The organism is Lichenihabitans psoromatis (genome assembly GCF_004323635.1).
Lineage (GTDB): Bacteria > Pseudomonadota > Alphaproteobacteria > Rhizobiales > Beijerinckiaceae > Lichenihabitans > Lichenihabitans psoromatis.
In genome coordinates this window covers 611,475-633,222 of sequence record NZ_CP036515.1, presented here as the reverse complement: position 1 = coordinate 633,222, position 21,748 = coordinate 611,475, and the positions used below count along the sequence as shown (strand labels likewise).

The 21,748-nt window shown below is 62.9% G+C and carries 12 protein-coding genes; 4 read left to right on the top strand and 8 right to left on the bottom strand.

Annotation, left to right across the window (positions count from 1 at the left end; translation table 11 throughout):
- Window positions 1–8 precede the first annotated feature (8 nt).
- A complete protein-coding gene (locus tag EY713_RS02935; protein ID WP_131113484.1) occupies window positions 9–1,100 on the top strand; it encodes a phosphotransferase in 1,092 nt (363 codons plus the stop codon).
- On the opposite strand, the gene EY713_RS02930 is transcribed toward EY713_RS02935, so the two are convergent.
- The 3 genes from EY713_RS02930 to EY713_RS02920 all read right to left on the bottom strand — a co-directional run bounded on the left by EY713_RS02930 (window position 1,097) and on the right by EY713_RS02920 (window position 6,003).
- Window positions 1,097–2,884: a hydantoinase B/oxoprolinase family protein gene (locus EY713_RS02930; RefSeq protein ID WP_131113483.1), complete on the bottom strand. Its 1,788-nt coding sequence runs from the start codon at window positions 2,882–2,884 to the stop codon at window positions 1,097–1,099. The genes EY713_RS02935 and EY713_RS02930 overlap by 4 nt on opposite strands.
- 9 nt (window positions 2,885–2,893) lie before the next feature.
- Entirely contained in the window at window positions 2,894–4,981 is a 2,088-nt protein-coding gene (locus EY713_RS02925; RefSeq protein ID WP_131113482.1) for a hydantoinase/oxoprolinase family protein, read from the bottom strand.
- 134 nt (window positions 4,982–5,115) lie between these two features.
- Complete coding sequence (locus EY713_RS02920) at window positions 5,116–6,003, bottom strand: AraC family transcriptional regulator (RefSeq protein WP_210215304.1); 888 nt, start codon at window positions 6,001–6,003, stop codon at window positions 5,116–5,118.
- Window positions 6,004–6,300: 297 nt separating this feature from the next.
- Between EY713_RS02920 and EY713_RS02915 the strand changes: the two genes are divergently transcribed.
- Window positions 6,301–6,837 carry an NUDIX hydrolase gene (locus EY713_RS02915; protein WP_165491009.1) on the top strand — a complete coding sequence of 179 codons (537 nt, stop codon included), beginning with the start codon at window positions 6,301–6,303 and terminating at the stop codon, window positions 6,835–6,837.
- Here the strand turns inward: EY713_RS02915 and EY713_RS02910 are convergent.
- From EY713_RS02910 to EY713_RS02900, 3 genes are all read right to left on the bottom strand, one after another.
- Window positions 6,828–7,412 (bottom strand): 5-formyltetrahydrofolate cyclo-ligase, encoded by a 585-nt coding sequence (locus tag EY713_RS02910; RefSeq protein ID WP_131113480.1) that lies wholly within the window; start codon window positions 7,410–7,412, stop codon window positions 6,828–6,830. The genes EY713_RS02915 and EY713_RS02910 overlap by 10 nt on opposite strands.
- A gap of 216 nt (window positions 7,413–7,628) precedes the next feature.
- The gene (locus EY713_RS02905) at window positions 7,629–15,086 is read right to left on the bottom strand and encodes a type I polyketide synthase (RefSeq protein WP_131113479.1); all 7,458 of its coding nucleotides are present in this window, start codon (window positions 15,084–15,086) and stop codon (window positions 7,629–7,631) included.
- Between the two features lie 378 nt (window positions 15,087–15,464).
- A complete protein-coding gene (locus EY713_RS02900; protein WP_131113478.1) occupies window positions 15,465–16,781 on the bottom strand; it encodes a glycosyltransferase family 4 protein in 1,317 nt (438 codons plus the stop codon).
- A gap of 352 nt (window positions 16,782–17,133) precedes the next feature.
- Between EY713_RS02900 and EY713_RS02895 the strand changes: the two genes are divergently transcribed.
- On the top strand, window positions 17,134–18,150 hold the full coding sequence (locus tag EY713_RS02895; RefSeq protein WP_131113477.1) for a hypothetical protein: 1,017 nt from the start codon (window positions 17,134–17,136) through the stop codon (window positions 18,148–18,150).
- Between the two features lie 40 nt (window positions 18,151–18,190).
- On the opposite strand, the gene EY713_RS02890 is transcribed toward EY713_RS02895, so the two are convergent.
- Window positions 18,191–18,937, bottom strand: a complete 747-nt coding sequence (locus EY713_RS02890; protein WP_131113476.1) for an ABC transporter ATP-binding protein — start codon at window positions 18,935–18,937, stop codon at window positions 18,191–18,193.
- A complete protein-coding gene (locus EY713_RS02885) occupies window positions 18,934–20,136 on the bottom strand; it encodes a KpsE/RkpR family capsule polysaccharide export protein (RefSeq protein WP_131113475.1) in 1,203 nt (400 codons plus the stop codon). Before EY713_RS02885 ends, EY713_RS02890 begins: the two co-directional genes overlap by 4 nt.
- 357 nt (window positions 20,137–20,493) lie before the next feature.
- Here EY713_RS02885 and EY713_RS02880 point away from each other — a divergent pair, with 357 nt between their 5' ends.
- Window positions 20,494–21,735, top strand: a complete 1,242-nt coding sequence (locus EY713_RS02880) for a KpsE/RkpR family capsule polysaccharide export protein (RefSeq protein ID WP_131113474.1) — start codon at window positions 20,494–20,496, stop codon at window positions 21,733–21,735.
- Window positions 21,736–21,748: the final 13 nt, after the last annotated feature.

Genomic DNA, 21,748 nt, shown 5'->3' with positions numbered 1-21,748 from the left:
GAGCATTCATGACGGGCCTCGACACGCTCGGGCCGACGCTGGAGGTCGCCGCTCGCGCGCTGACGACCGCGCCTCCCCAGATCGATCCGCGCGCGGCTGAAGCAACGCTTCGGCACCACTACGGCCTCGTTGGCAGCGTGACGCTGTTGTCCGGCGAACGCGATCGCAACTATCTCGTCGAACTGCGGGATGGCACCCGGCGGATCCTGAAATTCTACAACGATGCGGATGATGCGGCGACGCGCGACATGCAGCACGGGGCTTTGTTGCACATCGAGCGGAGCGCGACGCGTTGCCCGGTTCCCCGCTTGTTTCGCACCCTGGATGGCGAGGCTCACTGCACCGCGCGCATCGCGGGGTGCTTACAGCCCGGCATTCTGATTTCGCTGATCGAGGGCGAGCAGGTGCAGGCTGAACGATCGACCGCCACGTTGCGGCGTGACCTCGGCCGGTCCGCCGCCCTGGTCGATGCAGCGCTCGCGACCTTCGAGCATCCGCAGGGCCGCCGGGTTCTGCTGTGGGATCTGATGCGGGTCGATCAGCTGCGGCCGATCACCAGGATGGTCGAGGATCCGACGCGGCGGGACTGGATCGTCGCTTTCATGACTCGGTTCGTCGACGAGATCCGTCCGCGCGCCGCGACGCTGCCCTGGCAGATTATCCACAACGACATGAGTGGCAGTAACGTCATGGTGGCGGGACACGCGCCGTCCGTCGTGGCCGGCATCATCGATTTCGGCGACATGGTCCATGCGCCGCGCATCAACGAGATCGCGGTCGCGTCGAGCTATTTCGTTTCGATGGAGCACGATCCGGTCGCAGCGATCGGCGACATCGTTGCAGGATACGACGCGCAACTTCTCCTCACCGAGGCGGAGGTGACGCTCCTTTATGACCTCATCCTCGGGCGGCTGACGACGCGCGTGCTGCTCAATCAATGGCGAGTCCTGCTCTTCCCCGACAACCGGCACTATATCCTCCGGACCTACGAGAGCGCATGCCGGTTGCTGGATGGCTTCGCGGCCCGCGACAGCCACAAGGATCGCGACGCGATCCTCATGGGATGGGACCGGCGACGATCGGCTGAAACTGCCGGCTAGGCCGCCGTCCGGCCTCGGCGCTCCGCCGTTCCCGCGAGGTCGAGCGCCAGACTATCGTCGTCGATGCGTCCTGTCAGGCTCACGCCATAGATCGAGCCGGCGCGTTCGAGCGTCTCCCAGCCTTCCAGGACGTCATGCAGGACGCGACGTGGATCGCGCTCATGCGGATGGCCGTAGCCGCCGCCCGCCGCATGTCGACCCTCGACCATCTCGCCTTCCTTTAGGGTGAGCACCACAATGTTAGGGAGAGGCTCGATGGTGCCGTCGAGGCGCACCAGACGGTGTTCGGCACTGGCGCCGGGCAAGCCGCCGCGCGCGCCTTTCGCGGGGAAATGCGTGCCGTCGCAAGGCCAGATCGCCTCCATGCGGGCGCAGCGGGAGATGTAGCCGGTCTCCATCGATGGCGCGCCGCGAAAGCGACCCGCGCCTCCCGTGCCCGGTATCAGCCGGACATATTGGACGTCCATCGGATGCTTCAACTCGTCGATCTCGACGGAATCGCGATACATCAGGCCGGCCGCGACCGGCAGGCCATAGGTGACCCATCCGTCCGCCATGGCACTCGCCGGGCCACCCGAATTGGTGAGGAAGAGCTGATTGACGAACGGGCTGTCGCCGAGGCGCGGATCGCGCCCCGATACCACGGCGCAGCCCGCCCCCATGCCGACGCCGCCCTCGGCCAGCCCCCAGCCGTCGCCGATCTGTGCGAAGGCGGCCTGGACGATGTTGACCATCCGATCCGAGACGTTGGTGGTGGCGAGCGAGCAACTGCTCGGGAAGACGGCACCGCCGCAGACCGAACCCTTGCGGATATGCAACCGGATGCGGCTGAACGACCCCGAATTGCGCGGCACGTCCGCGTCGATCGAATTAAAGATGCCGGCCATCACGGACGCGCCGGCGCACGCTTCGCTTTGGTTGAAGCCGCACGCGACGGTATCGCCGTTGTCGCGCAGATCGACGTCGATATAGCCCGTGTCCGGATCGATCGTGAGGCTCACCTGAAGCGGGATGCCATCCGGAAGCAGCGTGCCGAACGGGTCGTGATTGCCGGAATTATGCAGCGTCACGGCCGGAAGGGTCTTGATGGCCGCAACCATACGCTGCTCGGCGTAAGTCATCCAGTGCTGGATAAACGCCTTGATGGTGGCCTTGCCGTATTTGTCACAGAGCTCCTTCAGACGGCGCTCGCCGATGCGGGCCGAGCCGATCCCGGCCAGAAAGTCACCGTACCACTGATCCGGGACGCGGATGCGCGAGCGGCACATCCGCACCACATCGTCGACCATCTCGTAATTCGACTGGATCTTCACGGCCGGAAAGATCAGCGCGCCTTCCTCATACTGGTCGCGCGCGCCGGCCATATAGGTGGTCGGCAACGAATTGCCGATATCGGCCTGATGCGCCTTGGCGACCGTGGTGAACATGTGTTCGCCATCGACGAAGACCGGGACCAGAAAGGCGTGATCGCCCGCGTGGCTGTTGCCGCTATAGGGATCGTTATGAAGGTAGCAATCGCCTTCGCGGAGGGTCGCTCCCGCATTCTCGGTCATGGTGCGGGCCTGCATGTGGCTGCCGAAGATATGGATCGGCAGGCCTTCGGCAGAGGCGAGAAGTTGGTTGTCGCCCGTGCAGATCGAGCAGGAGAAGTCGCGTGCGCTGTTGATGACGCCCGATCGGGCGGCGCGCAGCAGCGTGTTGGTCATCTCGCGGATGATGCCATCAACCCGGTTCGCGAGGATGGCGGTCATGTAGGGATCGAAGCCCTCGATGGTGTCTGTCATGATCGCGCCTCAGTGAATGTTGAGCCGGTAATGACCGGTGCTGCCGACGTGGACCGACATGGTCGGATAGACCACGAGCGTCGTGGTCGGCTCTTCGATGATGGCGGGTCCCACAATCGTATGGCCGGGATGGATGTCCGATGCTTTGTAGATCGGGGTATCGACCGGCTCGGCTTCGCCGAAGAAGCAGCGGCGATGACCGGATGGGGTCGGGGTCCCGCTCGCGACGACACTGACGTGCCGCGTTGCGGGCGCATCGAGCTTGATGGTCAGGCGCACCTTCCAACTCACGGTCTCGACCGCACTTCCGAGATCCTTCACCGCGAAGATGCGATCGTGCAGGGCGTGGAAATTCTCGGTGTAGGAGGTGAGGTCCTCTTGGCTCCGAAACCGCCGTGACGGCAGGGGCGTGTCCGGGAATGGGGTATCGAGTTCCCACACCTGGGCCTGGTAACGAGCCTCGCCATAGAATTCGAGGCTGGATTCGCCGACTTGCCCGGGAAGCTTGTCGCGGACGCCGAGAACGCGGGCCTCGAGCATGTCGAGCAGCGCGTTGACGCGCTCGAAGTCGAACCGGTTCGACAGGCTGTAGAGGCTGCCGACCTCTTCCGCCACGATATCGGCATATTGCATGCCGGCCGCCGAGAGCGCCGAGGCGGTCTTCGGCAGCACCACATGGTCGCAGCCAAGTTCCTTGGCGATCAACATGATGTTCATGCCGGCCGCTCCGCCACCCGCCACGATGCTGCTTTCACGCGGGTTGATGCCTTCGTTGATGGTCACGTCCACGATCGCCCGCATCATCAGGTCGCCGGCCAGCGTCAGGATGCGCCAGGCGGTCTCCTCGATGGTGAGCTTAAGGGTCGTGGACACCTCGATCATCGCTTGCCGCGCCGCGCCCATATCCAGCGTCATGCGGCCGCCGAGGAAATAATCCGGATCGAAATAACCGAGCACCGCAGCGGCGTCCGAGACGGTCGGCAGCGTGCCGCCCCGCCCATAGCAAGCCGGACCCGGCATCGCACCAGCGGATTGCGGGCCGACCCGCATCAGGCCGCCGTCGTCGATCCAGGCGATAGAGCCGCCCCCCGCACCGACCGACCGCATGTCGACCGCCGCGATTCCGAGAAGGTCGCCGGTGTAGCGAGGGCCGAGCCAGGTGTCGCGGTTATAGGTCAGACTGCCGCCGCGGACGACGCCGACATCGAAGGTGGTGCCGCCGGTGTCGCAAATGATGACGTCCTCACCCAACCCCTCCATGCGCGAATAGGTGATGCCGGCGATGGGTGCCATGGCGGGCCCGGATCCGATCGTGAAGATCGGGCGCTCGACGAGGGCCGCGATGGAATTGCACCCGCCCGCCGCGGTGCTGACGAAGATATTGCCACGATATCCGGCTGCCCCGAGATCGGATTCGAGCTCGCGCAAGTGGCGCTGCATCAGCGGTTTCAGGGAGGCGTCGATCGCGGTCGCCGAGGCGCGGCGGTATTCGCGCATGATCGGGATGAGACGCGACGATAAACTGTAGGTGACGCCCGGCAGCCTTTCTTCGATCAGGGTGCCGACGGCTTCCTCATGGGCGGGGTTGAGCACCGACCAGAGAAAACATACCGCAATCGCTTGAAAGTCACGGCTCTTCAGCGTGTCCAGGGTCTCGCGCACCTGATCGATGTCGATCGGTGTCAGGATGGTGCCGGAGGAGCCGACGCGCTCGTCGATCTCGAATGTGTAGCGGCGGGGAATGTAGGGTTCGGGATAGTCCTGGCTGAAATCATGCGGGCGGAACTTGCCGCCTTCCTTCAGCACCAGCGTATCGGGAAAGCCACGCGTTGTGAGGAATGCCGTCTTGGCCACCGTCTTGGTCACGATCGCGTTGGTGGCGCGCGTCGTGCCATAGATCAGGATGTCGCTCTCGGCCAGCAGATGCTCGAAGGAGAGGTTCATCTGCTCGGCCGCAGCCGTGATGGCGCCGCGCATGCCCTCGAAGATGCGGTCCGGAGTCGTCAGCGCCTTGCCGATCGTGAAGGCGCCGCTCGGGTCGCTGACCACGACATCCGTGAACGTGCCGCCGGTATCGACCGAAATCTTGAAGCTCATCGTCGCCCACCTCGGACACTCTTATGGCGAACCGAGCTCGCCAAAACTGTCACGACCCCATGCTAGTCAGGGATGCGGCACGTGGTCTTGCCGATGCGTGCACAAAAGCTTGGATGCCAGCGCCAAAGCCGGCCTCAGTCGGTTATTCGGCGGGCGCGACTTTCGCTTGGTGAGTGACCGAACTTGGCCTTGAAGGCGCGGGAAAAATGCGCCTGATCGCTATAGCCGACCCGATAGGCGAGGCTTGCGATGGAGCCGCCGCCCGTGGGAGCGCGCTGCAACAGGTGGTTGGCCAGATCGAGACGTCGGTCGCGGATATATTGTCGGCCCGTCGATCCGGCATCGTGAAACAGGCGATGGAGATAGCGCAGCGATAGCCCGCAGGCGCGTGCCACATCGCCAAGCGACAGGTCCGGATCGCTGAGATGCTCTTCGATGTGACGATCGACGCGCGCGAGATGCCCGGCTTTGACGCAGGACAGCGACGAGCCGAGCGCCTTGGGCTCACCCTCAAGCGCAAGCGCCAGAAGATCGAGGAGGTGCGGCCCAAGGCGGGGCAGCAGGCGTTCGGGATCGCGTGCGATCCGCGCGGCCGCAAGCGTGAGGACATCCACGAACATGCCCCCGAGCCCATTCCGGCCGTCGACAACCGTCGCAAACGCGCTTCGGAGATCGTGGACACGATCGCGGAGCGCATCCTCATTCGCCCGAAACACCAAAAGCTTCGAGGAAATTGCCTGGGCAAAGACGTAAGGCTCGTCGCTGGCTTCGATTACGAAGCCGCCTGTTCCGCAAACCGCCTGTCGATTGAATTGCGAAAAGTCGATACGACCCTCGATCGGGACCGTCACGAGGATCCGCGCCGCGTGGCTTCCGCAACTCTCCCGCCGTCGCCGATACATGACCGGCGTTGACTGCAGGATCGACACTCCAAAGGCGCCAAATTCCCAACTTCCGAGCACGCCCTCGAACGATTGGGAGGTCGGGCTGGAAAGATCGAGGTCGAAATAGGTTTTGGACACCAGGCTTTGCCACGACCCGAGCGACTGCGTGCGAGACGAACACGAAGGCTGCGGGAGGATCGACATGGCTGAAGGTCCTGTATGGCGACGTCTCGAGACCGCCTTCTCGACCCTGCCAGGATTGCAAGCGACATGCCACCGAAGCCGCCGCGCAACGTCGCATAACCAACATAGGAGAATGACAAGGTCGGCCGTATCGCTAACGTTGTCGGCGTTTACGGGGCTGTATCGACTGTCGGATCGACCGATTCGGAGATCCTCAACCGTCATCCTCTTATAAAGGTTGACCCGGCTCGGATGTCGTCGAAAACGCGAGTATACAGCCAGTACGGCGCGGTTCCGTTTCGGATCAAGCGCTCGGGCGACATCGAGATCATGCTGATCACCTCGCGAGACACGGGGCGCTGGATCGTTCCGAAGGGTTGGCCGATTTCCAAGCTGAAGCCGCGGCAGGTGGCGGCGCAGGAGGCGTGGGAGGAGGCGGGGCTGAGGGGCAAGATCGTCGGCAAGGCGCCGCTCGGTCATTATCTCTACAGCAAGGCAATGGAGGATGAGCCGCCGCTCACCTGCAAACTGACGCTATTCGCGCTGCAGGTCTCGCGACAGCGGAAATCCTGGCCCGAGAAGGGGCAGCGGAAAACGGCTTGGTTCGATGTCGCGACCGCCGCAGCAACCGTGAGAGAGCCAGAACTCGCTGCGATCATTGCGGGGGTTCCTCGAATGATCGAGTCGCAGCGTCCCGTCTCGGAGGGGCAAAAAACGGATGATCCGGCGGAGCCGATCATCTCGGACGTCGATCGACCCATCGTTAAGGAAAAGCCCCGTCAACGCTGACAGAGGATGACCTCGCGGTCGGTGATCACGACGTCGACCGGTTCATCGTGACGCTCGACAGGGATCGCCGGTTGTTCTTGCACCGCATAAGCGACGCCGATCGCACGAACGTTCTTGCGTCGCCGCATCGCCCGTAAGGTGCTGTCGACGTTCCCGGCACCATAGCCAAGACGTTGTCCCAGCCGATCGAAGGCGGCGAGTGGAACGAAAAGAACGTCCGGATCGACGTCCGGCGCATCGTCGAGGGGCTCGTAGATCCCCATCGGGCCTGCCACCAGTCGTTCTCCCGGCGCCCATCGCCGATAGATGAGGGGCGCTCCGTGCGACCAGTCCACAGGCAGCACGAGCGGAATGCCCGCGGCGTGCAGCACCAAAGCCAACGGCATCGCATCCGGTTCGCTGCCGATGGGGACATAGAGCGAGGTCACCGGCCTCGCGACCGTGGGTGAGAAGTCCGCGACGAAGGATGGTCCGATCCGAGAGAGACGCGACGCAAAGGCGTTGCGCAACGCGTCGTCCAAGGCGTCGCGCTCTCGCAACGCCTTGCTGCGAAGCTCACCTTTGCTCGGTTCCATGAATGCTCCCCGCCCTGACCGGTGGCGAAACCCCGCACGATGGGCGGGACCGCTCCGATGGCAGCAATCTAGACGTGCGACCGGGTGACGTCGACGTCAATCCGGCAGGAGCGCGAGGTTACAGCCGCAAAACGACGGATCGCAGCAAGGGTTTAGGCGTAACCGGTCCGATGGTCGGCGTGGCGACCGGCCGACGCAGTCGAACCAGTGTTAGGTTTAGTGCTGCACGATTTCCTTGCGGTCAGCGCTGTCGACGAGCCCCGGAAGCGCATCCACCATCTCCTTGCGGATATCCGCATCGAGGTGGCGCAGTGCCAGAGCTTCAGACGCCTGATCCTTGCCGTCGCCGCTGCCGGACATGCCGACGATATAATCCGCCAGTTCCAGAACCGTCATGGCTCCGGCCGAGGTCGACAACGGTGAGTCCAAGGCAAAGCGCTCTTCCAAGCCCATGCCGAGTTCGACGGCCATCAGCGAGTCGAGGCCGATTTCCATCAAGGGTTTGCTGCGGCTGACGTCGTCGCGCGGAAGACGAAGAATGCGCGCGATCTCCTCCGAGATCGTCTCGACGATCGCCTTAGAGGCAGCCGCCGGTCCGAGCTTTTCGACCAGCGCCTTGACGTCGATCTTCGCGACATCGCCGGCTTCCGACACCTGCACGCCATGCATCAGTTCGGCGAAGCTGCTGGACCGCAACACCGGGAGATGTTCCCGAGCCGTCGACCAGTTCACCGAGGCAACCGCCAGAACTGCGGGATCCGGCAGCGTGGCCGCAATCGGCAGGATGTCGGCCAAATGATCGAGCGCGTCTCTCGCTTTCATCCCGAGGACGCCCGACCGGGCGAGGAGATTGGTCGTGCTCGACCCCGAGCGTGCGAGAATGCCGACATCCTCGATCGCACCCCAGGCCACCGCAAAGCCGGGCAGACCCTCTTTTTGCCGCCGCCGCGCCAAAGCCTCCAAAAACGCATTCGCTGCAACGTAGGCGCTTTGGCCCGGATTGCCGATCATGGTCGTGGCGGACGAATAGAGCAGGAAATAATCGAGCGTGCTGGTCCGCGTCGCTCGATCGAGAATTTCGGCGCCGATCATCTTGGCCGACAGGACATTATCCAGCTTGGTCCGATCGAGGTTCGCCACGATCGCATCGTCGAAGACGGTCGCGGCATGGATGACACCGGCAAGTGGCGGCATCGTCCGTGCTGTTTCGGCCAAAAGGTCGAGCACCGCCGCCTCGTTGGTGATGTCCAGGCTGGCGATATGAACCGACACACCGGCCGCCGTCAGCGCATCGACGGCCTGTTTCGCATCCTCACTGGCGGCGCCGGAACGCCCGATCAGGATCAGGTGCCGCGCGCCTCGGTCCACCAGCCATTGCGCCGTCGCAATGCCGAATCCGCCGAGCCCCCCCGTGATCAGGTGGGTTCGATCGGGCGACACCAGAAAGGATTGTGCGGATTGCGTTCGTTCCGTCGGCAACGTGGGCGGCACGATCACGATTTTACCGACATGGCCCGATCGCTGCATGATGCGAAACGCATCGACGACGTCATCGGATGAGAAGATGCGGTAGGGGAGGGGCGACAAAGACCCCTCGTCAAAGAGGGCCATCACGTCATCGAACAAGCTCTGGCCCGGTGCGTCCCCCTTCAGGATCAACTGATCGAGATCGACGCCGAAATAGGACAGGTTGCGGCGGAACGGCTTCAGGCCGATGTGGGTGTTGGCCACATAGTCCCGCTTACCGAGTTCCACGAAGCGCCCGAAAGGCCTCAGGACCGCAATGCTGCGCTCCATCGCTTCGCCCGATAGGCTGTTCAGCACGACGCCCACACCACCATCGGTCACGCGGCGAATATCGTCGACGAACTGATTGGAACGGGAATCGAAGACATGTTCCGCGCCAAGCGCAGTCAACAAGTCGCGACGCTCGGGCGAGCCGGCCGTCGCGATGATGCGAGCACCGCGCCAGCGCGCGATCTGCATGGCCGCGAGACCGACACCACCGGCGCCGCCATGGATCAGCACCCACTCGTCTTCGTCGAGGCGGGCGCATCGAACCAAGGCATAATAGGCCGTCAAAAATGCCACCGGAACCGTCGCGGCCGCCGCCATCGACAATCCGTCGGGCATCGGAGCGACGACGCTTTCGGTGACGGTCACATGAGTTGCCAGCGCTGCCTTGGCGAAAGCCAGGACCTTATCGCCAACCTTGAACCGCGTGACGCCAGCCCCGACGCGAACGATTCGCCCGGCGCCTTCGAGCCCCAGGGTCGCTCCCGCATAACCATCCTCGAGGATTTCCTCTGGGAGGATCGAGAGGCCCCACATCACGTCTCGGAAGTTGAGGCCGGCGGCTTCGACCGCGATCTCGACTTCGCCAGCATCGGGCTCCCGACGCAGTTCGTGGGCCCAACGCAGCCGGTCGAGGCTCGAGTTTTCGCCCTTGACGAGCCGGAGCACGGACACGTCCGGATCGATCGCGCCGCCGAGTTGGGGATCGACCTTGGTGAAGCGAAGCACATGGGTGCCGGATTCGTCCAGCACGATGTCCGTCTCGGCCGTCCCGGACAAGATGACATCGCGAAGCCGCCGCGCCGCGACATCCGCCGTCAGGCCTGGAACGAGATCGATGCGCCGAATGTCGAGGGTATGAATCTCATTGGCGAGCGTCCGCGAGAAAGCCCACACGCCGGCCTCGACCGCGTCCGCGCCCGGTCCGGATCGCGTCGCACCGGGGCAGACGATCCAGAGCGAGGTTTTCTTCCCGCCGATCAGTGACACCAGCCGCTTCAGGTCGAGACACCGCTCCGCCAGCCGTTCAGCGGAGGTCAGATCGCCGGTGGGTTGAGCCAGATAAACGAGCGTTTCGGGGATCTCGAGCGGCGTCTCGGCCGCGCCGCTTGTATCCGCCAGGCTCGAGACCTTGAGGCCCGAGAACATCAGCATCGTGGCCAAAGCGCTCGCGGTTCCGCTCATCGGGCCACTGTCGCCGATGACCAGCGCGTCGCCTTTGAACACACGGGCTGCTCGCGCCGCGCTTTTACGGCCGACGCAGAGAAGCGCATAATCCGTGTCGTTCGTCGGCAGAACGGAGACATCCGTCAAGTCGATCTCGGCGAGCGCACGGGTCCATCCGGCTTCTGACGCGATACCCGGGTAGCGGATCTCGACCGTGTCGGCCGACGCGGTCAGGACCGTATGCAAGCCAAACACGAGATCGCGGAAGACCGATGCTTCGGCTTCGACCGCGATCAGCACGGCATTGGGTGCCATGGCGTCCGAGACGCCCAGCCAAGCGGTGCGGTCGGCCGCAATCCGGTACAGGCTTTGCGCCGCGATCACGACGTCGAAGGAGGCTGGAGCCAATTGATCGACCCCCGCCACGAAAGCGAGACGATCGTGTTTGTCGAAGGACAGACGTGCCCGTTCGAGGCGACGACGATCCGGCTCGACGATCGTCAGTTCGGCCGAATGGGCTTCGGCGAGCCGCACCGCATGGGCCGAAAGGGGCCCATCGCCGATCTGCAGGACGCGCATGGCACGATCCTTTGGCCAAGCGCCATCGAGGCGGGCAAGGATGTCGGCCAGCAATGTCGCCGATCCGAGCGCCGCATGACCGCCGAACTCAAACCCGTCGATGGCCGTCAGGGTGGCGGGCGCCGAGCCGCCGAAGCTGCCTTTCGCGATCGTGTCGATGAGAGCACCGGTCCGAGCCGCGAGCAGCAATTCTGCCGAGCGATCCGGATGATCTGCCGCCAGCGCGCGGAGAATGTCGCGCGGATCGGGCAATTCGGAATTCGCCACGACCATGTAGCCGGCGTCGCCATTGACGACGAGGCCACTGCGCTCCAAGGCGCCCAACAGGCGTGTGAACCACTCCGTCAGTCTCGGCTCGATCGTGCCAGCCGCAACCAAGGCCTCGAGATCGATGATGCCGTTCTGGCTGAGCGCTTCGAACAGACCGAAGGCGACCGCCGTGGCCCATCCATCGAGCAGAACGTAATCGTAAGGAGCCGTTGCGTCATCGCCGCTCAACCGCCCCGCGGCTTTCGCGGCCGAAACGACCTGCGCGGGCGTGATCGCCGGTTCTTCCTGAACCGCGAGGGGTTCGGCCGCAAGGATCGCTTTTTGCCCAATATAATCGATTGGCCGCTCGGACGAGCGGAACGCGTTCATGGCTTGAAAGCGCGCCTTGTGAAGCAGGGCAACCGGGCGGTTTTGGGCGTCGACCAGGGTGAAATGCACCACGATGGTTCGCTCGTCGCTTCGGACGACCTCGATATAGGCACGAGCAACCGGAACATGCGGCTGGAAGAGCTTCAGTTCAGAAATCCCAACCGGGACATAGGGCTTCAAACGACCGGCAACAGCAAGATCGGCGAAGAGCAGCACCAATCCGTGAAAACATGCGTCGACGCGGGCCGGATCGAACCCGAAGCGCTGGTCGCCCTCCCCCGAGACGAGATCAACAACGATCGCGTCGGGCCCCACTCGGTAGACGCTCTCGAGCAGCTGAAAAGCCGGTCCATATTGAAGGCCGGAAATCGCGGCCGCCGGGTAAAGATCTTTTCCCGACATGGTCGCACGACCCTCGGGGTTAGACCGATCTGGGACATCGACGGGGGCGCCGGTGAAACGGAGGATCTTGGCAACCGCGTGGGTTTGCCACGCCGCTTGACCGAGCCTTGGTCGGCTCATGATCTCGATCGTGCCGGTGACCGGCTGAACACGGCAGCGGACATCGCGAGACGCCGTCCCGGCCAGGATCATCGGCTGGTGGATCTCGAAATCCGCGATCGCTGCCGTCTCAGTGCCGAGCCAGTCCCGCGCGACCGCAAGCGCCATTTCGGCGAAGGCCGCTCCCGGCAGAAGAACGTGACCGTCGACCACATGATCGGCCAGGGCCGGCACCAGCGCTGTATCGATCTGCGAGTGCCATTCGAGTTGATCGAGCGCATAACGAGCGCCGACAAGCGGATGCCAGGGTCGAGCCGTCAGGAACCCAATGGCCTCGGTCGTATCCCCCAGCCGATAGCTTTTCCTTTGCCACGGATACGAGGGCAGGTCGGATAAAGGTCCGGGATCAATGCCCAGCACCGAATCGTGCCGGAGCACGGCACCCCGCGACAACGCAACGGCGGCCGCGGTGCGGAAGGCGTCCGCGCTTTGCTCCTTGCGGTCGAGCACCGGAAGCGTCGCGATCGTGATGTCACCGGCCGCTAGCGTGTCGTTGATATGGGACAGGAGAATCGGGCTTGGCCCGATCTCGACGAAAAGACGCGCGCCGAGGCGTGTGGCTTCCTCGATTGCCTGTGAGAACAGCACAGGCTCGCGCACGTTGTGCCACCAGTAAAGCGCGTCGAGATCGGTACCGGGGAGAGCCGTGCCGGTCACGGTGGACACGAAAGTCGCGGTGCCGGTGGCGCTCGGCAGCGTGCCGAGATCGGCGAGCAGCGGTTGCTCGATCGGCGCGATCAGCGCGCTATGAAACGGATAGGCGATATCGAGTTTCTGCGCCCGCGCCTTCAGACCGCGTGCCGAAACCGCAAGCTGGTCGAGCGCCGCCAGTGAGCCGGAAAACGTGTAGGCGCGCGGGCTATTATAGGCCGCGATCGACAGGCCGGGAATCGTTTCTAGCAAGGTCTCGGCCGCCTCGCGCGAGCCGATCACGACAGTCATGCCGCCCGCCTCGAAGGCCAGTTCTTGATGCAAGCTGCGGAAATAGATCACTCTCACGGCAGTCGCGAGATCGAGGATCTCTGCGGCTTCCGCCGCCGCCACCTCGCCGACGCTATGTCCGAAGACGAAGTCGGGCACCAGCCCGAGTTGCTTAAGCGCGAAGGTCGTGGCCGACTGAATGGCGAAAATCAGCGGCTGCGCGACGCTCGTTTTGCCGAGATGCTCATCGAGCGCGTCACTCGTCAGCATGGTCGCGAGGGACCAGCCCGCACGCGGCCGAAACAGGGTGTCGACCTCGTCGAAGCGGGTCCGAAAGGCGGTGGAGTCCCGATAGGCTGTGCGGCCCATGCCGACCCACTGGCTACCATTGCCGGAATACACGAAGGCGACCGGCGCCTCCCGACCAACTGCCGTTCCGACGATAGCAGGCGGCGTGTTTTCACCATTGGCCTGCGCCACGGCCCGCAACGCAGTCGCGACGTCCGTATCGCGATCGACCGGCAGCACCAGACGCTCGATCAGGGTGTCGCGTCGATGATTGGCGGCGGCCATCAGAGTCGCGGCGTCGGGCTTAGCTGCATCACTCCGCTGTGCCGCAGCATCGATGCGCTGCGCGTAGGTCTCGGCGAGATCGGCCAAAGCGGCCCGCGTATGGGCCGACAACATCAGAACGTTCGGCGCAGTCGCCGATTCGCGGTCGGCAACCGGAGGAGCGTCGCCGAGCACCACATGGGCGTTCGTGCCGCCGAAACCGTAGGAGCTGACGCCGGCGAGCCGTGGCGTGGAGCCGCGCTTCAGGGGGATGGCCGTCGATGCCACCCGCAAATTGAGCCGGTCGAAGTCGATGTTCGGATTGGGCTCATCGCAATGGAGCGACGCGGGAAGTAGATCGTTTTCGAGCGCCAGCATGGCCTTCAGCACGCCGGCCAGCCCGGCCGCGGCTTCCGTATGGCCAATGTTGGACTTGATCGAGCCGATCGGAAGCGGCGCGATGCGTCCTCGTCCCAGCGTTTCGCCGAGCGCGGTCGCTTCGATCGGATCTCCGACCGGCGTGCCCGTTCCATGCGCCTCGACGAAGGCGAGATGATTGGGGTCGATCGCCGCTCCGCCGTAGAGCTGATCGAGCAATTGCGATTGACGCTTCTTGGACGGCAGTGCGATTCCGTTGGTGCGCCCATCAGAATTGACGCGCGTTTCGATGACGGTGCCGTGAATACGGTCCGTCCCTTCTGCGACACTGCCAGGTGCCCGCAGCACCAGCACGGCCCCGCCTTCGGACCGCACATAGCCGTCGGCGTTCGCCGAGAAAGCCTGGCACAGGCCGACGCGCGACAGCATCGAAGCCTGCGAAAAATTCACGAATTGAAACGGGGTCGTCAGAATGCTGACGCCGCCGACGATTGCGGTCTCGATGCGGCCGCTTCGCAGGGCCTGAACGGCGGCATCGAGCGCCACGATCGAGGAGGAGCAAGCCGTGTCGACCGTAAAACTCGGGCCATTCAGATCATAGATATAGGAGACACGATTGGCCAAGATCGAGGCGGCATTGCCAGTGGCGAAATAGCCATCGGTCGACGCAATATCGAACATCTTCGAATTGCCGTGATCGGTCGTGGATGCACCGACAAAAACGCCCGTCTCGGTACCGGCGATGCTGGACGGCTTGATGCCAGCGTCTTCCAACGCTTCCCATGTCAATTCAAGCAGCAGCCTCTGCTGCGGATCCATCTGCTCGGCTTCCCGTGGCGACAGGCCGAACGCCGCCGGATCGAAGCCCCAGATGTCGTCGAGAACGCCAGCCGCCCAAGTGTAGCTCCGGCCCCGCTCGCCATGCCGGGGATGGCCGAACCGGTCCAACGACCAACGGTCAGAGGGAATATGAGTAACCGCACATTTGTTATCGCGGAGCAATTGCCACAGGCGCGACACAGAATTCGCGCCCGGGAGGCGACATGCCCTTCCGACAATTGCGATTTCAGAGTTCTTTTTCAATGTGCCTCTTTCGCTGACTGTCGAAGCGAATCCAGTACCAACTCATCAGGCCACGACCGCGTCCGCGGACTCTATCCACGATTGCAACACAAAGCGGTATCCGGCTCGGGTCGGTTGCGCAAGGTTGGACGCTTGACAGGCTGGCGACGTGCGGGCCTGCGAACGACCAGCACAAAGCTGGGTCGCCGGTCCGCCCAAGGTAGCGACGATGTGCTGGGCAAACGGGGTCATGCCCGGTCTCGTGACGTCACGCCGCTCATAATTGCATCGATGGATTGCGATCGCCCCTCACACATGGCTTCCGCCGTTTTGTTTGACTTGCGCGCGATCGATTGTCTAGCCCCGCCAGCACCACGGCCGCCGCCCTTGGTTTTATGCTCAACTGGCAAACCGAGCGTAAAGTGCCGCCATATTCGTCTCGTAACGCTCCACAGAAAACTTAGATGCCTGGATCCGTCCACGCTCGGTCAGATCGAGGCACAGGTCCGAATCCTTATCGAGCGTCCGGACCGCCTGGGCGATCGATGCGACATCCATGGGATCGACCAGAAGCGCGGCATTGCCTGCAATCTCCGGCAGCGATGATACGTTGGAGGTGATCACCGGTGTTCCGAGCAACATGGCTTCCAACACGGGCAGGCCAAACCCCTCGTAGAGCGAGGGGAAAATCAAGGCGCGTGCGCCCCGGATGAGGCTGACGAGTTGGTCGAACGGCACATGGTCGACATGTCGGACCATCCGCTCCGCCGCGATCCGCTCCCCGGTGACGCGATAGCTCAAGAAGCGTTCGTCCTGCATGCGTTTGACGTCGCCTTCGAATTGCCAACCGAGGCCGCCGGCGATCACCAAGGGTCGCTTCGAGCCGGATGCAAGGTAACCATCGATCAGGCGCGACACATTTTTCTTCGGTTCGATGGCACCGAAAAACAGAAAATATCCATCCATGTCGAGTTCGAAGATATGCGCGAGATCTGCCGCAACGGCATCATCGCTGCGCGACAGCAGATGCTGCGGCATGCTGACGCTTTGGTGGGTATTGGTGATCCTGTCCTCGGAAATGCCGGTCAGCTTGATGATGTCGCGGCGCGAGAATTCCGACACCGTGATGATGTGGTCGGCCTTGGCGCAAAGCTCCTTCGTCAGATTGTAGAAGAACTTCTTGTTGGTCAGCGAGGTGTAGGGAAGCCGGATCGGGATGATGTCATGGATCGTGTAGAGGTTGGCGGCCCCGCGCACCTGAAGCGGCACCGGAGAGGTCGCGTGGAAGATGTCTGGCGTCCTATCGAACTGCATCACGGCTCGCCGGCCATGGACACGATAGAGAGCCTCGCCGATCAGAAAGAGCTTGAAACTCGCGAATGTGCTGGCAAAGGCTTTTTTGCTTTCAGGCGTCGGATCGACGACCGCCCCCGTGTTGAGCACCTTCGTCGGTCGAATGTCCGAAAAGCCCCCTAACGAGGCGCGCCAGCCGACCTTGACGAGTTGCGAAATTGTCAGCCGTTTGCCTGGTACATCGTGAAAGCGGATCTCGTTCAGCACCGGGTCTTTCTTGTCCGGCGGGTATTCGCTGGACACGACCTGTTGCGTGTCGAACCCGAGCTTGCGAGCCAGGATGCCGAGCAGCCGCGCGTATGTCGCAATGCCGGTCCCACCCTTGCGATAAGCATCTCGCCCGTCGAATAAAATCGTCGCCATCGTGTCGTTCTGACCCCCAACCCGATCGTCCGGCTCGCTTCACCGGGCCGATCGGAACATGCCGGAAAGACGTGTCGCAACCATCGTCGAACGCGGATGCCTCGGGGTTTAGAATGAAAGCAGCTGGAAATGAAGCTCTGGCTTTGCGTGCGGGCGCCGCGTGCCTTGACGGAATCGCTCGCTCTCTTCAAGGGTCTGGGTTCCGTCGAACCAAGCGGCACGGCTCCAACTTGGTGCCAGGGCCGCCGAAACCGACTTGAAGCCACATGCCGATTGCAGTCATGGTGCTGCTGGCGATGACACATGAGGGCATGACGAATTGCTGAGAGCGGGTGATGTTCACGATGCGATCGTGATCAGCGGATCGAGCGTCCTTGGCCAATGGGTTTCGGACTTGGTGCGCGAAGCCTGCGTCAGGGCGACGCCGCCCGTCGATGTCGAAATCGCCGACCGGGATCAGGCGCCAGCCGACCTCGGGCGTGTCGAGGGCGCACGTCGAACGTTGATCGTCACACATCCAGGCCGACGCATCGCCGACGCTGTCGCGGGCGCGACGATCCCGGTCGTTGCGGTGCTGGACGATCCCGTCGACAGCGTTCGCTTCACCAAGGCGGCCGCTGGAACGGATGTGCTGAATGCCTTGAGACTGTCGACCTCATGCGCCGCAGCCAATCACGTGTTGCCGAACAATTCCGCCGTCACCCTCGTTCATCGCGCGTTCCAGGGGTCGGCTCTGGAAATCGTCGCGCTTGTGGTGGAGCATCTCCGCCTGGACTTGGAGCCGATCAATCTGCAGGCGTTGATCGAAGCCTTCGCTGGGCCAATCGATGCGCCCTGGAGCCTCGAGACGGCGCTTGAACGCCGAGTGCCCCATTATGTCCGGCTCGATCACTTGGCCGACACCATCACGGCCGACGAGGCGATGCTGGCTCGTCAGGTTCTGTCACCGATGGTGCTGGGCGCGATCAGTCACGACATTGGTATCATCACATGGCCGTCGAAGGTGTTCCTCTCGGGCGACAAACCCAACGAGGTCGCGCCGGCCGTCGCGGACGTGACGGGTGCGGCGCGGATCATCTATTATGGACCTTATTTCCATCTCCCGCCCGGGACCTGGCAAGTCCGACTGATTCTGGCTTTTTCGATGGAGGCGCGAGGAACGCCGTTCCGGTTGACCTTCTATTGCGACAACAAAGCCATCGCGAAGGTGTTGCTGCGTCCGAGCGATGGAGGCGCCTTCGAGGGCACGTTTACGATGCAGCACCACGACCCCGAACATAATATCGAGGTTCATTTTATGAACGACGAAGGCACGATCGAGGGGCACATGGCCCTGGGTCAGGTGACGTTCTCGCGCATCGCCGGTTAAGCTGGCGACACGGCAAGGGGTCGGCCGAGGACCATCGCGATCACAGCGACGAGTAGATCTTCACGGCCATGTCGAGATCGGTGAAGACCCGGCCGCGGCCATTCTTCATCACCAGCGCTTGCGAGCAATATTGCGTCACGACGTCCATGCCGTGGGTCGCGATGATCATGGCGCAATGTTTGCGGTATTCGAAGAGCTCGCGCACGCATTTCTCCTGGAAATGCCGGTCGCCGACCAGAATGACCTCGTCGATCAGGATGCAATCGAAGTTGATCGCAAGGGAGAGCGCGAAGCCGATCCGCATCTTCATCCCCGACGAGTAGAAGCGCATCGGCTCGTAAAGCAGGCGACCGAGTTCGGCGAAGCTATCGACATAATCGAACACCTCCCGGAAGGGTGCATTATAGACGCGCGAGATGAAGCGAATGTTGTCGTAGCCGGTGAGATCCCCCTCGAAGCCGCCCGCGAAGGCGAGCGGCCAAGACATCCGCAAGCCGCGATCGACATGGCCCGATGTCGGCCGCTGCAAACCCGAGAGGATCTGGATCAGGGTCGACTTGCCGGCGCCGTTGCGCCCGAGAATGGCGATCCGCTCGCCCATATGCACCTTGAACGAGATGCCGTCGAGAACGCGGCGGCGACCGTGCTCGGTATCGAATTCCTTGACGATATCGACCGCAGCAATGGCACGCGGCGGCACAAGATCGGGCGTCTCGCCGGTTGCCGGTAAGCCGTTGCCGGCCAGTAAGCTGTTGACGAGATGGTGATTATGGGCGGCGTTGCTCATTTCTTGGCGTGATCCCAGACATCCTTGGACACCGACTTGAACACACGAAACACCCCATAGGAGATTGCGAGCGTCCCGAGCACCGAGGCGAGGCGATAGGGATAAGCCGGAAAGTCCGGCAGGTCAGGCGCGGTCACACGTTCCAGAAACACGCGTTGCCGCTCCGCATCGAGGCGCGCCGACTCGAGCGATGCGAGTCCCGACATGAATGAGCGCTCGGCGAATTGCTGCTCGAGCAGGAGGCGCTGATATTCGGCGATGCGGGGCGCCAGCGAAGCGGTGGTGCCGCCCAACAATTGACGCTGCTTGCCGATCTGATCCTGCAGGGCGGCCACGCGGGTCCGCAATGTCGGGATCTCGGGGCTTTGAGGCGTCGTGGTCGCGAGTTCGGCGAGACGCGCGTTGCTGTTCGAGGTCTCGAGCGACAGGCGGGAGATGCTATCGACGATGCCGGTCGAGGACTTGGTCGGGTCGACGACGTTTTCCCGGTTGCGGAAGGCCGTCACCTTGTCGAGAGCATCGTAGGCGCGCTGCTTTCCATCGTCGACCTGCGCGACGGCTGACTTGATCGCATCGTTTTGGGCCCGCACGTTGAGGCCGTTGAGGAAAACTTCCGTGTGGGCCAGCAGCGCACCAGCCATGCGTCTTGCATCCTCCGGCTCGAAAGCCTGGAAGCCAAGCGTCAGGATGCCGCTCGATTGTTCATAGGCGATGCTGACGAATTTCAAATAATGCTTCATCAGCCCTTCGGTATCTGACGAGCGGAACGGGCCTGGATAGCGCCAGAGAAAGTCCCATCCGGCCTTGTCGAACACGGCCCGCAATCCGTCCTTTTCGACCAATTGTTCCATCGCGTCGCGCGACAGCATATAGGCTTTGGCGATATAGGCATCGTCGCCCGCTCGAACGATGCTCGAGCCCGAGACGAGGGATGCGAGTTCGCTCGACGCCGCGCTGCCGGGCGACCGAACGACGAATTTGACCTCGGATTGGTAGCGGGATGAGGCGATGCCGAAATAGTAGAGGGCAGCCAGAAGTGTCGGCAGGACGACGATGATCAGGAAGGGCAGGTTTCTGTAAAAGCCGCTGGGGGAGCGCTGTCGTGCCTGAAGGGAGGCGTCGCCGCCCTCCTGATCAGGAACGATGCGAATGAGCTTGACGTTCTGGACTTCGATTTCTTCGCTTCGCAACGGCTTCATAGACCTTCAGCCCTCAAGACGAGCGTGCCATAGCATGGATCGTCGATATGGCACGTCCCGAGTGGACCGTGGTGACCCTGGACACCGACGCCGACGGGGGATAATGACGTCGCAGACGCAAGTCTACCGCCAAAGGCGTGCAATACAAAGCGATTGGCGCCGAATTGCGGCCGTATGCGAACCGTCACGACCAGAGGCCTCGCGCCGGTTCTCCAACGAGCGACTCGTCACGAGCATCGCTTGACGGCGCGAAGCCCTTAAATTGACATAGGCCTGAGACATGGCCACTAGCGACGTAATCGCGACTCCCGCGCGACCCATTCGGCCTCCGGGTTCCGCCGCAACCAAGAGTCCCTCATGACAGACGTTCGTCAGGTCGAGCTAAACGACACCGTTCTGCGGACCGGACCCAACGACCTTACCCCCGCTCAAGGGCGCGATCTTCGTGGTGCTCCCGGCGCGGGCGGCCCGATCGCAGGCGTGTTGAAGCGCGCCCGGACCGGTATCAAATGGCGTCCCTACCTGATGCTGCTGTTTTATTTCTCCCCGACGCTTGTGACGGGCGCTTATTACGGTTTGATCGCCAGCGATCGTTACGTATCGTCTGCGGCCTTCATCGTGCGGACAGCCTCCAAGCCGAGCGGGAGCGGTGGCCTGAATTCGCTGCTTCGCATGGCGGGCATGAGCCGGTCGGACGACGATACCTATTCGGTCCAGAATTTCTTGGAATCCCGCGATGCTGTGAAAAAGCTGGAAGAGCATCTGCCGCTTGCGGAGATGTATGGTCGCGGAGCCGATTTTATCTCGCGCTACCCCTCCCTGATGTTCGGCAGCACACAGGAGGAATTGTACAAATATTACACAAAGATGACCTCGGTGGTTTACAGCACCGCGACCGGCGTGACCTCGCTGGAGGTTCAGGCGTTCCGACCCGACGACGCACAGGCGATCGCCGTGGCGCTGCTCGATCTGGGTGAGGACCTTGTCAACCAGTTGAATGCGAACATCCACAAGGATGCGGTGACGACCGCCGAGCGGGAAGTGAAGCGCAACGAGGATCGGTTGACCGACGCGCAAGTCGCCGTGACGGCCTTCCAGAACAAGGAAACCATGATCGATCCCGTGACCAGCTCGGTCTTGGTCTCGACCTTGGTGGCTAAGTTGCAGAACGATTTGGCTCAGACGCAAGCCCAGATTTCGGATATGACGGCGGGATCGCCGAACAATCCGGGGCTGATCAATCTTCGTCGGCAGGCTGACGCGACCCGCGCCCAGATCGACCGCGAGCGATCCCGCGTCTCAACCGTCGATGGCGGTCTTGCCGATAAGTTGGGAACTTACGAGCGGCTGGCTCTTGAGCGCGAGTTCGCCACGAAGGCGCTGGCGCTCGCCAATTCGTCACTCGACACAGCGCGGGCCGAGGTTCGCCGCAAGCAGCTTTACATCGAGCGGATCGTCGAGCCGAACCTCAGCGACCATGCGACACTTCCGCTCCGGTCCTGGATCACCTTCACGGTGTTATGCGTCAATGTCCTCGGTGTCTTTATCGCCTGGCTCGTGATGTCGGGCGTCAAGGAGCATGTCTCCTCTCCGCATTGAGACACGATCTGGC